The sequence below is a fragment of the Salinimicrobium gaetbulicola genome (assembly GCF_042676025.1).
Lineage (GTDB): Bacteria > Bacteroidota > Bacteroidia > Flavobacteriales > Flavobacteriaceae > Salinimicrobium > Salinimicrobium gaetbulicola.
On record NZ_JBHTJP010000035.1, the window covers coordinates 776,552 to 792,269 of the forward strand.

At 40.0% G+C, this 15,718-nt stretch carries 12 protein-coding genes; 7 read left to right on the forward strand and 5 right to left on the reverse strand.

The annotated features are described in order from the left end of the window. Positions 1 to 1,002, forward strand: a complete 1,002-nt coding sequence (locus ACFQ1G_RS12875) for a PorP/SprF family type IX secretion system membrane protein (RefSeq protein ID WP_380740173.1) — start codon at positions 1 to 3, stop codon at positions 1,000 to 1,002. A 50-nt stretch (positions 1,003 to 1,052) separates the two neighbouring features. Here ACFQ1G_RS12875 and lysS read toward each other — a convergent pair whose 3' ends face one another. Continuing rightward, positions 1,053 to 2,750, reverse strand: a complete 1,698-nt coding sequence (gene lysS / locus ACFQ1G_RS12880) for a lysine--tRNA ligase (protein WP_380740175.1) — start codon at positions 2,748 to 2,750, stop codon at positions 1,053 to 1,055. Positions 2,751 to 2,871: 121 nt separating this feature from the next. Between lysS and ACFQ1G_RS12885 the strand changes: the two genes are divergently transcribed. Beyond that, complete coding sequence (locus ACFQ1G_RS12885; RefSeq protein ID WP_380740176.1) at positions 2,872 to 3,027, forward strand: YqaE/Pmp3 family membrane protein; 156 nt, start codon at positions 2,872 to 2,874, stop codon at positions 3,025 to 3,027. 53 nt (positions 3,028 to 3,080) lie between these two features. Beyond that, positions 3,081 to 3,779 (forward strand): lipoyl(octanoyl) transferase LipB, encoded by a 699-nt coding sequence (lipB, locus tag ACFQ1G_RS12890; protein ID WP_380740178.1) that lies wholly within the window; start codon positions 3,081 to 3,083, stop codon positions 3,777 to 3,779. 25 nt (positions 3,780 to 3,804) lie between these two features. On the opposite strand, the gene ACFQ1G_RS12895 is transcribed toward lipB, so the two are convergent. The 4 genes from ACFQ1G_RS12895 to ACFQ1G_RS12910 form a co-directional block, all read right to left on the reverse strand. Next, positions 3,805 to 3,942 (reverse strand): DUF559 domain-containing protein, encoded by a 138-nt coding sequence (locus ACFQ1G_RS12895; protein WP_380740179.1) that lies wholly within the window; start codon positions 3,940 to 3,942, stop codon positions 3,805 to 3,807. A 16-nt stretch (positions 3,943 to 3,958) separates the two neighbouring features. Continuing rightward, positions 3,959 to 4,204, reverse strand: a complete 246-nt coding sequence (locus ACFQ1G_RS12900; RefSeq protein WP_380740181.1) for an endonuclease domain-containing protein — start codon at positions 4,202 to 4,204, stop codon at positions 3,959 to 3,961. Positions 4,205 to 4,428: 224 nt separating this feature from the next. Then, positions 4,429 to 6,900: a hypothetical protein gene (locus ACFQ1G_RS12905; RefSeq protein WP_380740184.1), complete on the reverse strand. Its 2,472-nt coding sequence runs from the start codon at positions 6,898 to 6,900 to the stop codon at positions 4,429 to 4,431. 29 nt (positions 6,901 to 6,929) lie between these two features. Beyond that, positions 6,930 to 7,529, reverse strand: a complete 600-nt coding sequence (locus ACFQ1G_RS12910; protein ID WP_380740186.1) for a ribonuclease HII — start codon at positions 7,527 to 7,529, stop codon at positions 6,930 to 6,932. Between the two features lie 374 nt (positions 7,530 to 7,903). Between ACFQ1G_RS12910 and ACFQ1G_RS12915 the strand changes: the two genes are divergently transcribed. The 4 genes from ACFQ1G_RS12915 to ACFQ1G_RS12930 all read left to right on the forward strand — a co-directional run bounded on the left by ACFQ1G_RS12915 (position 7,904) and on the right by ACFQ1G_RS12930 (position 15,451). After that, positions 7,904 to 11,128: a SusC/RagA family TonB-linked outer membrane protein gene (locus ACFQ1G_RS12915; RefSeq protein ID WP_380740188.1), complete on the forward strand. Its 3,225-nt coding sequence runs from the start codon at positions 7,904 to 7,906 to the stop codon at positions 11,126 to 11,128. A gap of 14 nt (positions 11,129 to 11,142) precedes the next feature. Next, positions 11,143 to 12,621, forward strand: a complete 1,479-nt coding sequence (locus ACFQ1G_RS12920; RefSeq protein ID WP_380740191.1) for a RagB/SusD family nutrient uptake outer membrane protein — start codon at positions 11,143 to 11,145, stop codon at positions 12,619 to 12,621. A 31-nt stretch (positions 12,622 to 12,652) separates the two neighbouring features. Beyond that, the gene (locus ACFQ1G_RS12925; RefSeq protein ID WP_380740194.1) at positions 12,653 to 13,390 is read left to right on the forward strand and encodes a hypothetical protein; all 738 of its coding nucleotides are present in this window, start codon (positions 12,653 to 12,655) and stop codon (positions 13,388 to 13,390) included. A gap of 102 nt (positions 13,391 to 13,492) precedes the next feature. Continuing rightward, the gene (locus ACFQ1G_RS12930) at positions 13,493 to 15,451 is read left to right on the forward strand and encodes a putative porin (protein ID WP_380740196.1); all 1,959 of its coding nucleotides are present in this window, start codon (positions 13,493 to 13,495) and stop codon (positions 15,449 to 15,451) included. The last annotated feature ends 267 nt before the right edge of the window (positions 15,452 to 15,718 follow it).

The following is a 15,718-nucleotide window of genomic DNA, read 5'->3' on the forward strand; positions in this document are numbered from 1 at the left end:
ATGGCTTCAATTCGAAATAAGAATACTTTACAAAGGTCCCTTTTTTGGGCCTTGATTTCTTGTTTGTTTTTTAGCCTTAAAGTGGGAGCGCAAGAGGTCATTCCCGTTTATTCTGATTATCTCACAGATAATCTTTTTCTACTACATCCTTCCCTGGCGGGAGCGGCCGACAGAAACCAAGTTCGGCTCACTGCTCGACAGCAGTGGTTCGATGTGGATGATGCACCGGGTTTGCAAACTCTCACTATTAATGGGCGTATCAGGGAGAAAGAAGGGATAGGCGCTATCCTTTTTAATGACCGGAACGGAAATTTTTCCAGGACAGGTGCTTATGGTGCTTTTGCATATCATTTGAGGCTCCCGTCAGAAGACCGGGAGTTGCACAGGTTGAGTTTCGGGATCAGTGCCGGGATCGTGCAGCACAGGCTGGATCAAAGCGGCTTTACTCAGACCGATCCTATTTTAGGAAATGAAAAGACCTCTGTGCTATATGCTAACATGGATATTGGAATGTCTTATTTCCTGGAGGAATTCTATGCTCATTTTTCTGCCAGAAATCTGTTGCCTGTACAAAGGGAGCTTTTTAATTCAGATAATATTTCGGTAAACCAGAGACGCTATTATCTCACTTCGGGATATATTTTCTCGCCATCCTATGACTGGTATTTGGAACCTTCTGCTATGTTTCAGTTAAGTGAGGCAACCCTTGAAAAAGCTGTAGACCTTAATGTAAAGGCATACAGGGATTTTGATTTTGGCCAGTTATGGGCAGGATTGTCTTACCGGCAGGGGCTTGATAAAGCCACAGCTTCGGGTCAAAAACTGAGCTATGTTACCCCTTTTGCAGGGGTAGAGGTTAGTGACTTTATATTCGGGTACACCTATTCCCAACAATTCAATGAGATCGTGTACAGCAGTAGTGGCTTTCACCAGATCACCCTGGGGTATAATTTTGGAGCTACCCCAAAAAGTCTGCATTGCTGGTGTCCTGCGATAAATTAAAAAAGGAACCCGAAGGTTCCTTTTTTGTATATACTGTCTAAAATGTCATTTTAGAACCACTTTTCAACTTCATCCAGTTGAAGTGCGGCAATAGGTAGTTTATTTTTCTTGCGTAGACCGTTCAGCTTCTGGTGTACTTGAGTAGCTTTCAATTCCTTCAGCTTGGCAACACTTCCGAATTCATGCATCACCGTGTCTACCCACTCGTGTGGAACACCAAGTTTGATGAAATCTTCAGGTTTTGGGGCGGACGCTTTTTTCTCTGGTTTCATTTGAGGGAAGAACAGTACTTCCTGGATGCTTTGGTTATTGGTAAGGAACATGATCAGCCTGTCCATTCCAATTCCCAGTCCAGATGTTGGAGGCATTCCGTATTCAAGGGCTCTTAGGAAATCATGGTCAATGAACATCGCCTCGTCATCTCCTTTTTCTGAAAGTTGTAACTGCTCTTCGAAACGTTCTCTTTGATCAATAGGATCGTTAAGCTCAGAATAAGCGTTCGCGATCTCTTTACCACAAACCATCAACTCAAAACGCTCGGTAAGCTCAGGATGTTCTCTGTGCTCTTTGCAAAGCGGACTCATTTCTTTTGGGTAATCTGTAATGAAGGTCGGTTGAATGAAGTTGCCTTCACATTTCTCTCCAAAGATCTCATCGATCAATTTACCTTTCCCCATGGTGTCATCCACTTCGATACCCATACCTTTAGCGGCTTCATAAAGTTCTTTTTCAGATTTTCCTGTAATGTCAAATCCTGTGAACTGTTTGATCGCGTCTGTCATGGTCACTCTTGCGTAAGGAGCCTTGAAGTCGATCTCATGCTTCCCGAAGGTAGCGGTAGTTTTACCGTTTACAGCCGTGGCGCAATGCTCTAAAAGCTGCTCGGTGAACTTCATCATCCAGTTGTAGTCTTTATAAGCTACGTAAATCTCCATTGCGGTGAACTCCGGGTTGTGAGTTCTGTCCATTCCTTCATTTCTGAAGTTCTTGGAGAACTCATAAACTCCGTCAAATCCACCAACGATCAATCTTTTCAAATATAATTCATTCGCGATACGCAGGTATAACGGGATATCCAACGCATTGTGGTGCGTAATGAATGGCCTTGCGGCAGCTCCTCCCGGAATAGATTGCAAGATCGGGGTCTCCACTTCAAAATAACCTTTGTCATTGAAAAAGTTCCGCATGGCGTTAAAAAGCTTGGTTCTCTTTACAAAGATCTCCTTCACTTTAGGGTTTACCACTAGATCGGCATAACGCTGCCTGTAGCGCATTTCAGGATCGTTGAACTCATCAAAGGTTTTACCTTCTTTATCTGTCTTCGGAAGAGGAAGAGGCTTCAGAGATTTGCTCAGTAATTGGAAATCCTTCACCATTACGGTCATTTCACCCACCTGGGTCTTGAAAAGTTCTCCTTCAATTCCGATGAAATCTCCTATATCAAGAAGCTTCTTATAAATATCGTTGTACTTGCTTTTATCCTCACCGTGACAAATTTCATCGCGGTTGAAATAAACCTGGATCCTTCCGTTAGAATCCTGAATTTCAGCAAAAGAGGCTTTTCCCTGGATCCTTCTGGACATCAATCGCCCTGCGATCACTACCTTTTCACCTTCCTTGAAATTCGCCTTTATGTCGGCAGTGGTATGATCTACCGGAAAAAGTGCCGCCGGATAAGGGTTTATGTTCAGTTTGCGCAGAGATTCCAGTTTCTCTCTTCGGATTATTTCCTGTTCAGATAAATGCATGTTCTTTGTTTCAAATTTCGACTTGCAAAGATACAGACTAATGGGCAACCAATCAATTGTTTTTTAGCTTGTAACAATTGACTTTTTGTTGCCGTAGAAAATGGTATATTTGTGCTGAATTATGAGCATCTGGAGAGTACTTCTTTCAATTTTATTTCCGCCCCTCGCTGTGCTTGACCGCGGTTGTGGTTCGGTTTTGATCGTGTTGATCCTTACTTTGTTAGGTTGGATCCCCGGGGTGCTGGCGGCTCTTATTATTCTTAACAAGAATAAATAGATTACATCCTCTGGTTTTCGGCGGAAGACTTCTTCTTTAAATTGGCAATTACATTGAATAAGAAAATAGAATTTCAGGAACTGGGTCTCAGGGATTATAAAGAAACCTGGAATTACCAACAGGAATTATTTCAGGCGATCCTCGATCAAAAGATCAGGAACCGAAGGGAAAATACTTCCGAAGAAACCAAAAATCATCTTCTTTTTGTAGAGCACCCTCATGTATATACCCTCGGAAAAAGTGGGGATATCAAGAACCTGCTGGTTAATGAGGAGCAACTAAAGCAAAAGAACGCCACTTTTTACAAGATCAATAGAGGTGGAGATATCACCTATCACGGTCCGGGTCAAATTGTAGGCTACCCTATCCTGGATCTTGAAAATTTCTTTTCAGATATTCATAAATACCTGCGGTTACTCGAGGAAACTATTATTCTCACTTTAAAGGAATACGGTATTGAAGCCGGTCGAAGTGATGGGGAAACCGGAGTATGGCTTGATATAGGCACTCCTTTTGCCCGAAAGATCTGTGCCATGGGCGTGCGCGCCAGTCGCTGGGTGACCATGCATGGTTTCGCATTCAATGTAAATGCCGATCTTGGTTATTTTGACAATATTATTCCCTGCGGAATTGAAGGAAAGGCTGTGACCTCCCTCAATGTGGAACTTGGCGTTAAGGAAGTTCCCTTGGATGAGGTGAAGCAAAAAATAAAGAAGCATTTTTCTGCCCTTTTTGAGGCAGAACTGGTCTGACCCCAACCCCCTGAAGGGGGCTAAATCATTCTTCTGATTTTGTTTTTAGACGGGCAACCTCCTGTTGAATACGCTCAATTACGTGCTCAGTATTTTCTGAAATATCAACGTTTTGGAATCTTAAAACATGAAGACCCAAACCTTTCATATGTTTGTTCCGCATTTGGTCATATTCCCTACTATTTTCTCTTTTTTTGGTGTATTTCACCGTCAGCCTCTATTACGAGTTTCAATTCATGGCAATAGAAGTCAACTATAAATAGACTAATGGGGTGCTGCCTTCTAAATTTCACATTCAGTTGACGTTTTGAAAGTAAACACCACAGTATTTTTTCCGACTTAGTTTCCCTGTTGCGCAATTTTTTAGCCTGCTCATGTATAATTGGAGCAGCTCCATAAAACATATTATGAGGATTGTTTTTCATCGGCTATTTATAGCCTTAAGATACCGAAAATTTAAAGTCCCCTTCAGGGGATTTAGGGGTATTTACAGAAAATATAATTTCCTCCGTGAAACTTTTTCTGAACCAATCCAGACCACTTGTTTAATTCGTTTAAGTTGCCCCAACCCCCTAAAGGGGGCTAAATTTCAAATCTAATTTTAGAGTTACCAGAATGAGTTATGTCCTCTTCAGTAAATTTAGGGGTTCTACTGTATCTCGTAGACCAGTACGCTGTCATCATCCCCTTGAACTACCAGGTCAACATTATTTCCACGGTCTGCATGCGCCAGGTCAACCCTAGAATTCCCATATACCGGAAACCCCGGAAGCAACTTGCCATTACTGTCAAATAGATACACTTTGTGAGCCTGAGTATCTGTGACACTTACGTAGATCTTATTGTCGAGATAAAAAATTTCTGGAGCGGTGTATAACCCGAAATCCAGTGAAACCTTATGACCTTTAATAGTAAGGTTGTTTTCTGAAAGTGTCACCAGGCTTTTTATCGTGGCGTCGATCTTATGACCTTCTGCAAGGCCCAGGTTTTCTTTCTGAACATTTCCTTTCTGACTTATTTTTATTAATTCTCCGGCTTCATTGGTAGACAGGAAACGACTCAGGTATTCATACCAGTCATTATCTGAGAAGTTGAATTTTTCCTTGACGGGAACTCTTGTTTTTCCGGTTCTGCTAAGAATATTAAGTTTTCCGGAGGCTTCGGGAACCAAAATGTAATCTTTGCGTCCTATTCTTAGATGTTTAGGAGAGCGAATGATATTGTCTCCGGCTTTTGAGAAATTGAACCCATTTACACTTCTTCCTTTGCTGTCATACATATAAAGGTCTCTGTTCTGCACGATCACAAAACGATAATTGCGGTTATTGTCATAGTCAAAAACAGCCAGGGGTTGGGTGATCTCGTCTTTAAAATTTAGCGGAAACGGCTTAACCGTATTACCTTCCCGGTCAATTACATGAAGCCTGTTCTGGGTGGCAAAAGCAAGCTGGTATCTTCCGTTTTTCAGTATATCGATAGATCGTATCTCCCCTAAAATACGCGATTGAAGTTTCTTTTTCCAATAGATCTTTCCGGAAGGAGATATCAAATAAAGAGTATTATCTGTATCCTGCACCGCTACGTCCATCCCGTTTGTTCTGTGATTCTTAAAAAACACAGGACGGGTTGCCAATGAAGCGCCAAGACTTACACTTGCCATTTGCGAAATGGGGGTGTCAGCCTCCTGGATACTGCTCTTTGAAAGTACAGCGTGTAAATGCGCATAATCTGACTGATAAATGAACTGAAGCGCGGTAAGCGGGAAGTTCTTAAAATTCAGTTCTTCAGTGCTCTTTTTGTATTCTTCGGAAATGTTGTTCGAGATCACTTTTTTGAAAGGCTCATTATTTGAAACCAGCAGGAGAGAAGCTTCGGTGCTCAGGCTTTCCATGGTAGAAGCGTAAGCCTCGCTTTTTGCCAGAACCTGGTCGTTCTGAAAAGCGGTGATGGCCTCTTTTAAGGCTTCGGAAGTATTTGAAAATAGAATGAACTCGTCCAAATAAATAAAAAAGTTCAGGTCTCCAGGAGATATCAAAGGTTTCAGAAGTTCAGCGAAGACACCGGAATCATTGAATTTCAATATAGTTTTTTCGCGGAAATCTTCCACAACTTCCTGCTGTGATGATAAAGCGATCTTTGCAGCCTCTGTGTCTAATGTTCTCACAGTAAAAATGCTGGAGTTATCCAAATGAATCATTCCAACTTCTGCAGCGGTTTCCAATAATTCCTTTTCCTTGGTCACTTCTTCGGAAACAGCTTCATTTCGAAACTTTTTGAGGTTTTGATTCAATTTGCTGAAGTTGTTGAAGGTGGCTGATGTAAAACCTTTAGCGGTAAGTGGAGTAACGGTTGCAATTAGGTTTTGCGCAGGACCTACTTCTTTAAAAACATTTATAAGATTCGGAAGGGTGTCGTTGGCCGAAGTGATCCCGTTCAGTTTAATGGCCGCCTGGGAAATTTCTGCATCCACACTCGTCCAGTTGCTGAATTGATCCTGAACCTTAAGGTCGCCTTCCGGAAAACATTTTTTAAATACCGGACTCATCCTTTCGTGGTTTAGGAAAATTCCAGGTTGTTTTGGTGAAGATGCTTTTAGTGCCTTTTGAAAATCGGGAGAATCTTTCAAGGATCCCTTTCCGGAAAGGCTTTCTTCAAGTAAATTTTTGGAACTGCTAAAAATAAAGATGCTGTCTTTAGATGAGGCGAAAGCGACCTGGTCTTCTAAAGTGTACTTTTTTATTTGGTATTTTTTAGTGGTGATGGTTTCCACCATTTTATTTTGGACAGAATCCAGGTCAAAATCCGGAAGCTGATCGCTTATAAAGGTAAATTCTAACTGGTTGCTGTTGGACAGAGAAAGGGCTAGAAAGGCCGGGTCCTTGTGAGAAAAATAATCGAGAAGTGAAAGTTTCTCGTTAAGCTCCTTGGGAAGTGGATGTTTCCTGTTCTTCTTTAGAAAAGCATTATTTCTAAGGTTGCTGAAAAACAGGTCGGGATCCTGTAATTTTAGAATCACCACTGAACTTTCAGGGATAAAATCGATTAGATCTTTAGATTCTGAAGAATTATTTGCGCATCCGGCGAGGAGGGCCAGGAGTAAGACCGCCAGAAAATTTCTCATAAATACCACATTTTACACAAAAGTAGCATTTAGAAAGGAAGTTCCAACTGCTCAGGGAATAGTTTAAAGCTTTTTCGGTGGTATTTAGTGATTCCGTATTCCTTAATGGCTTCCCGGTGTTCTCTGGTTCCGTAACCTTTGTTTTGTTTCCAGTTGTACATGGGGTATTCTTCATGGATCTTCATCATAAACTCATCGCGGTAGGTTTTAGCGAGGATAGAAGCTGCTGCAATATTTAGGTATTTTCCATCTCCTTCTACAATGCATTCATGAGGGATCTGCTTGTAATTATGGAAACGATTACCGTCAACCAGGATGAATTCTGGGGTAGTGTCCAGTTTACCTATGCAGTGGTGCATAGCCAGGATGGAAGCATTCAGGATATTGATCTGGTCGATCTCCTCCATATATATATGGTGAACAGAATAACAAAGGGATTTGTTTTCGATCAGTTTACGCATCTCTGTTCTTTTCTCGGGTGTAAGTTTCTTGGAATCATTGATTACACCTTTTCTGAAGTATTTAGGGAGGATGACTGCAGCGGCCGTAACAGGTCCGGCCAGGCATCCGCGGCCGGCTTCATCGGTACCGCATTCGAATTCAAAAGATGTGTGTCGTTTTTTTAACACCGGTTGGGAGAATTAGAGATTAATTTGGGATGCGAATTTAATGAACCTTTTATAGAATAAATGATTTTAGAATAAACTCTTGCGGCTTGGTTTAATATTTATATCTCTAAATATGAGAAGTTAAAGGTACAATGAAAGGTTGATGTCTTTTTTAATTTTAAACAATTTTTAAGATTCTGTATATTTTAAGGGAAAATGTGTTTCGAATTGAATATACCAAAGAATTTACATCGTTTGAGTCTTATTATTGATAATTATAAATGGCCAGAGGACGGGCTTGTTAAATTTATTAACAAACACTCTGCAATGAATAACTTGTTTTATTAAGATATTATTAGCACTTTTGGCGTTGGCTAATTCAAATAAATTATAAAATGAAAAAAAGATTAAGTGGATTTCTAACACTTTTACTGGTGTTGGTGGTGCAAATTGGTTTTGCACAACAAAAACAGGTGACCGGGACCGTGGTTGACGATCAAGGTCTGCCGTTGCCTGGGGTAAATGTTTTGGTGAAGGGTACATCTACGGGTGCTCAAACTGATTTTGGAGGGCTTTATACAATTAATGCTAGTCCAGAAGATGTTCTTGTATTTTCTTATGTAGGATTTTTGACAGTTGAAAGAACTGTAGGTGCTGCTGAGCAAATTGATGTGACCCTCCAAACAGATGCGGCAGAACTTGAAGAAGTAGTGGTCGTAGGTTATGGTACTGCTACAAGGCAGTCATTTGCGGGAACAGCGACAACTATTGATGCTGAAAATCTTGATGTGAAGTCTTATTCTAACGTTTCACAGGCTCTTACTGGAGAGGTTGCCGGGGTTAGTGTAATCAATACTTCAGGTCAACCTGGAACTACTTCTACTATTCGTATTCGTGGTTTTGGTTCTGTTAATGGAAACAGAAATCCGTTATATGTAGTAGACGGTGTTCCGTTTTCAGGAAGTATCAACTCTATTAACCCTTCAGATATTAAAGCTACCACCATATTAAAAGATGCTACGGCAACTGCTATTTATGGTTCCAGAGGTGCTAACGGGGTGATCTTGATTACTACTAAAAAAGGTGGTACTTTCGGTGAAGATTTTATTGAGGTGGATGTTAAGACGGGTGTTAACTCTCAGCAGATCCCTCGTTACGATGTAATTAAATCTCCTGAAGCATATATTCCACTTGTGTGGGAAGGAATATACAACAGAGGTGTCCTTACTGGTGCCGCAGATCCTGTTGCCTATGCGAATAGCAGGTTGTTCACAGATAACTATATTCCTGCGGGATATAATATGTGGAACGCGACCGCTGCTGAACTTATAGATCCAGAGACTCGTATGGTTCGTGATGGTGTGACAAGAAAGTATACACCGCAGAGATATGAAGATTTAGCATTTGATTCTGCGATCAGAACAGAGGCGAACGTTCGTTTTGGAGGTGGAGATGATAAAACTTCATACTATACTTCTTTTGGTTACCTTAATAATGACGGTTATTCTATTAATTCAGGATATGACCGTTATACTACTCGTTTAAATGTTTCTTCACAGGTAAAAGAGTGGTTGGAAGTTGGAGCTAATATTGGATATGCATATTCTGAAAGTTTGAACAATGGCCAGATTGAAGGGTCAGAAAACCTTTTTGAATTCGCAGATAAAATGGCCCCGATTTTCCCTGTATTCTTGAGAGATGATAACGGTGATTTAGTGCCTGATCCTATTTTTGGAGGTAACCAATATGACTATGGTTCTGATTCTAAGTTTAGAGCGCGTCCAAATGCTAATAACGTGAATCCTATCGCTTCAGCGTTGTATGATTTTGATGGTACTAACAGGCATGAGCTTAATGGAAATTTCTCTTTTGAAATTGGATTGACAGAGCATTTGACTTTTGAATCTAAGTTTGGAGCTCAGTATTCGATGAGTCGTAGAAAAGTTTTCACTAACCCATTCTATGGAGGTGGGGTTTCTACGGGAGGTGACCTTTTCACTAACGATTTTGAAAGGTTGACAAAAAACTTCTTGCAATTGTTGAGATATAAGAACCAATTTGGTGATCACTCTTTAGAGGTTTTGGCTGCTCATGAAAGTAATGAATATAAGCTTTCTGAAACTAGTCAGTATAAAGGTAAAGCTGTTCACCATAATATTTATGAGCTTAATAACTTTGTTGAGAATTTGAGCCCTGCAGAAGGTTATACTGAAGGTCGTACTCTTGACTCATACTTTGCTCAGCTTAATTATGACTTTTTAGATAAGTATTTCTTGACTGGATCTGTACGTCGCGACGGTTCTTCTCGTTTCGTAAATGAAAAGTGGGGTACTTTTGGATCTGTTGGAGGTGCATGGGTTGTTAGTAACGAAGATTTCCTAAGCAGTGACCTTGTAACATTTTTAAAGCTTAAAGCTTCTTATGGAGTAATGGGAGATGAAGCTGGTATTGATTATTATGATGGATATGATACCTTTAACTTAGGTCTTTTAGCCGGTGGAATTTCTATTTCTGCACGTGATAATGGAAATGCTGATCTAACCTGGGAAACTTCTAAGATGTTCCAGACCGGAGTTGAATTTAGTTTAGGTACTTTCTTAGATGGAACAGTTGACTACTATATCAAGAATACTGATAACTTAATCTTTGAACGTCGAGTTGGTCCCTCTGCAGGTATTGCTATTATTACCGTTAATGACGGAGAACTTCGAAATGCTGGTTTAGAATTTAACTTAACAGGGCATTTAGTAAATACTGCTGATTTCAAATTGGATCTTAACGTAAACGGTGAGATGATCAAAAATGAGATCGTAACAATGCCACTTGAGCCTTCTACAGGAGAACCTAGAATTCTTGATACTTCAAATACGCCATACGGTTACTCTAAAGGGAGTTCAATCTATGATCTTTATATGAGAGAATGGGCTGGAGTAGATCCTGCAAATGGTGCGCCTCTTTGGTATCAGTATTTCAATGATTTGAATAGCAACGGTATTTTTGATGATGGTGATGATGCCATTGCTGACATGGTGCCATATTTGAATGCTAATCCGGAAGCGAATGTTCAAAAGCAAGTGACTGATACTTATGCTAATGCTACGACTAAATATATTGGAAAATCGGGTATCCCTGATGTTCGTGGTGGTATAAGATTAGGTGGTTCTTTCAAGAGCTTTAATTTTTCTACACAATTTATTTACAGTCTAGGTGGTTACGCAGTAGATTATCAGTATGCTGAATTAATGAGTGATCGTTTTGGTGCTGCTGGTAACAACTTCCATTCTGACATCCAAAACAGATGGCAGAGACCTGGTGATATCACAAATGTTCCTGCTTTAACAGATAACGTATTGACAAATGGTACTTCTGGTTCCACAAGATTTATAACCAGTACAGATTTCTTTGGTTTGAACAATGCGTTAGTTGGTTATACTGTTTCTGAAAAGATATTAGGAGATTCTGGAATTGACCGTTTGAATATCTTTGTATCTGGAGATAACTTATTTATGAAGTCAGCTAGAGATGGATTCCTTCCAAACACCAGTGAATCTGGTAACTCAGGACGTCGTTTATATGCACCGCTTACCACTATTACTGCTGGGGTAAGAGTAAAATTTTAAAATAAAAAATTAATATGAAAAATTTATTTAAACTAACAGGTATTGCAGCCCTCCTTTTAATGGGAGTAGGTTGTAGTGAAGAGTTCCTTGAAGAGAAGCCTACTGAATTCTTAACAACAGATCAGATTGCTGAGGCTGCCGAAAAAAATCCAGATGTGGTTGCCGGTACTTTGAATGGTATCTACGCACTAATGATTGAAACCGGGACGGGTGGTACTACCAACCACGATGATTTTGGTCATAAGGGGTATGATATTTATGGTGATATGTTATCTGGTGATATGGCTCTTTCTGTAAGTACTTATGGATGGTACCGTTCAGATATTACTGAATTCCAGGCACCTCAGGATTTTACCAGAACGCGTAACTATATGGTTTGGAGATATTATTACAGAATTATTCGTTCTGCCAATACTGTAATTGACGCTTTGGGCGGTAACGATGCTATTCCTGAACTTGAAGAAAACCAACGTATAATGGGACAGGCTAAGGCCATTAGAGCTCATTCATATTTTTATTTGATTCAGTATTTCACTAAGGAATATGCACCTGACGCTTTGGTTCTTCCTATCTACGATGATCTTCAAGATCAGAATGGTCCTAAAGTGCCTATGTCTGAAATATTTGCTTTGATAGAAAGTGATCTAAATTCTGCCATTACTTTATTGGAAGGATTCAATAGAGGAAATAAAACACAGATAAATAAATATGTAGCCGAAGCAATGTTGGCATATGTTTATGGATTTAAAGGTAATCAATGGCAAGAAGTTTATAATTTAACTTCTGACGTTATCAATAATGGTGGTTTTACTTTAATGTCTTCTGAAGAAGTGCTAGGTGGTTTTAACGACTTGAGTACCTCAGGATGGATGTGGGGAGTAGACCTTACATTAGATAATGAGTTGGGACTTGTTTCCTGGTGGGGACAGGTTGATAGGTTTACCTACAGTTATGCATGGGCAGGTGATGCTAAAGCAATTGATTCAGGTCTTTATGCTCAGATCCCAGACAATGATGTTAGAAAACTACAATTTAAGGCACCAACTGGTGGTTATGCAGATCTTATGCCATTAGATAAGTTCTATGATCCAGCACGTTCTATTGGAGGGCAAAGTCCTGTAACTACAGATTATGTATTTATGCGTGTGGCTGAGATGTATCTTTTGAATGCAGAAGCAGCAGCTCATATTGGTCAGGATGCAATTACTCCGCTTAAGACACTTCTATCTCAAAGGATTCCTGATGTAACTTACCTAGATGCTCTATCTGGTCAGGCACTTATGGATGAAATTTATCTTCAAACGAGAATCGAACTTTGGGGAGAAGGTAAAAGTTACCTGGCCCTTAAAAGAAATAAGGGAACAGTGGTAAGAGGTGCGAACCACTTGTCATTCGTTGGGGAGTCTATTCCTTACAATGATGAAAGGCTTACTTTCGAAATTCCTGAAGCTGAAATTCTTTATAACCCATTTATTGATTCTCAAAACCCGTAAGGTTTTAGAATCATAAATCAAATAATATATTATGAAAAAATATTTGTTATTAATTATAGCAGTGGTTTCGTTAACTTTTGTAGGTTGTAACTACGATGACGAAATTACTGAGCCAAATTATGTGACTTTTGAATTTGGGTCTCCAGATGTTGGTATAGATGAGAATTCTTCTAGAACTTATGATGTAAAAGTGTTTGCCGCCAATGTTGTTGGTTCAGACAGAGTTTTAGATGTTACGGTTTCTAGTACTTCTACTTTAGATGCTGGAGCCTATTCAGTGCCTGCGACAGTTACTATCCCTGCAAATTCTAATGAGGGAGTATTGACTGTTTCTCTAGAGGATGTTAACGTTGACTTTAGTTCTAAAACTTTAATTCTGAATTTGCTTCCTCAAAGTGGACTGACTACAGGTGATCCTATTACCTTGAATGTACGTCAGGTTTGTCCTGTAGGAAATGCTGAACTGAAGGTTGCTATTGATTTTGATAACTGGGCCAGTGAAATTTCTTGGTCGGTTACAAATTCTGCTGGTGATACTATTGCTAGCGGAAGCGGTTATGCTGATGGTGACGATGCCATTTCTTCTATAATCTGTGTTACCGCTGGTGATTATACTTTTACCATCAACGATATTTATGGTGATGGTCTTGGTTCACCGGGTGGAAGTGCTACTGTATCAGTTGGTACAACTACACTAGGTTCCGTTTCTAATGATTTTGGATCACAGGCAGTGATTGATTTTACAATTACTGATGTGCGTACAGAATAAGATCACATAAGTTATTATAAAGCCACCCCTCGGGGTGGTTTTTTTATTTAACCTCCTTTCATTTTCCCTATTTATCCTACTTTTGCTTCAGTAGTAAAAAATATGAAGCAACTTCTTATCATTATTGGTGTAATTCTCCTACCGGTGTTAACCTATTCTCAAGGTGGTAGAAAACTTGGGACCTCCTTTAAAAGTCAAGGCCAGTTCGATTCTAGGGATGATGATCAGTCCAGATCCAAAACCCAAAAAGAAGGCCCCGAACCGGCCCCTGTTTCAGAATACAAGATCATTTCAGTTGAAAATGACACCACTTCGGTAGATACTTCCCTTACCATCCACAAATACTATAAGTTCAATTACCTCAGAAAAGACAATTTTGAATTGCTTCCTTTTCCGAATGTAGGACAGACCTATAATAAAATTTCCTATAATTTCACGAAGGATGATCATGTCCTGCCCCAATTTGGAGCTCAGGCCAGGCATTATAATTTTATGGAGGTAGATGATATCTATTATTATCATGTGCCCACTCCTTTTACAGAACTGTATTTTAAGACCGTTTATGAACAAGGTCAAACCCTGGATGCTTTCTTTACGATAAATACTTCCGAAAATTTAAATCTTTCGATCGCTTATAAGGGCTTGCGCTCCCTGGGGAAATATCAGCATATGTTGGTGAGTACGGGTAATTTCAGAACGGCTATAAATTATCAAACTCCTGACAAGAGGTATAAACTAAAAACACATTTTGTCTCACAGGACCTTATGAATGAAGAGGACGGCGGACTTTCAGAAAGGTCTATTGAAAATTTCATTTCTGAAGACCCTGAATTTGACGATCGCTCCAGGTTGGATGTCGTTTTTGAAAATGCTGAGAGTACTCTTTATGGAAAAAGGTTTTACCTCGATCACTCCTTTGACATATATAAAAGGAAAGACACTCTATCTGATTCCAATCTTTCTGTCGGACATATTTTGAATTTCACCTATAAAAAGTTTCAGTTTAAGCAGGCAGCTGCGAACGAAGTTTTTGGTCCTTCTTTCGAAGATATTGAGATCAATGATGAGACCAGGCTGGAATCATTATATAATGAAGGGTTTGTTCAGTTCGCAAATTCTTACTTAGGAAAATTGAGAATAAAAGGAGGCTTTACACATTATAACTATGGGTACAATACGGTTCTGGATTTAGAGGAAGGTTTTATTCCTAACCGACTTATTGGGGATGTATATTCCGCCGGTGCTGCTTACGAAAATAAGGTGGGTCCGTTTGATCTTTATGCCGATGGAATGTTTAATGTTGCCGGAGATATGGACGGTTATGATTTAAAAGCTGATCTGGGATATGATTTTTGGGAGGACAGCCGCGCAGAAGTTTCTTTAAGACTGAATGATCGGGCTCCTAACTGGAACTTTTTGCTGTACCAGAGTGATTATGTCAATTATAACTGGTTGAATGATTTTCAAAATGAGAATAAACAAAGCCTGAATGTGCGGTTCCTGTCCAGGACTTTATTGGATCTTGACCTCGAGTACTCTCGAATTGAGAATTTCAGTTATTTCGCCAAAGACGATGACGATAATGTAAAACCCTTTCAGTACGGGGGGCAGGTTAATTATGCCCGCATAAAAGCTTCCCGTGATTTTGAGTTTGGGAAGTTTGCCCTGGCGAATACTTTAATTTTTCAGGAAACCCTTGATGGAGATGAAGTCCTGAACGTGCCTTCCTTTATTACCAGAAACTCTTTTTATTACCAGGACCACTGGTTCAAGCGGGCACTTTATCTGCAAACCGGTATCACTGCGAAATATTTTTCCAATTACCATATGAATGCCTATGACCCGGTCCTGGCTGAATTTTATGTTCAGAACAACGAGGAGTTTGAAGGTTTACGTTCTGTAGATTTCTTTTTCAACGGAAAGATCAAACAGGCCAGGATCTTTTTTATCCTTGAGAGATTGGACGCCGTAATTCTCGGTAATACCACTTTCGTTGCTCCCGGTTACCCTTCCCGCGATTTCACGGTTAGGTTTGGGATGGTTTGGAATTTCTTCATGTAATTCCTTTTGGGCGTTCCCCCGCCATAGCCTCCGGCCAGGACGGGGTCGGGCTATCCGCTTCAATCTTTTTGCTTATGCTTCACAAAAAGGATTTCCGCTGCTATCCCTAACGCGGTTTGGTTACCTATATAATAGGAGGGAGGAAGTGTTTTCAAAAAAGGGAAAAAAAGTTTGCTCTTCAAAAACCACATTTTCAAGCCCTTAAAACGGAGGCTTAAAAAAACCTTAAAAAAGTTGAGTTTGGGACTTGCGAGATTAAAAAGAGGG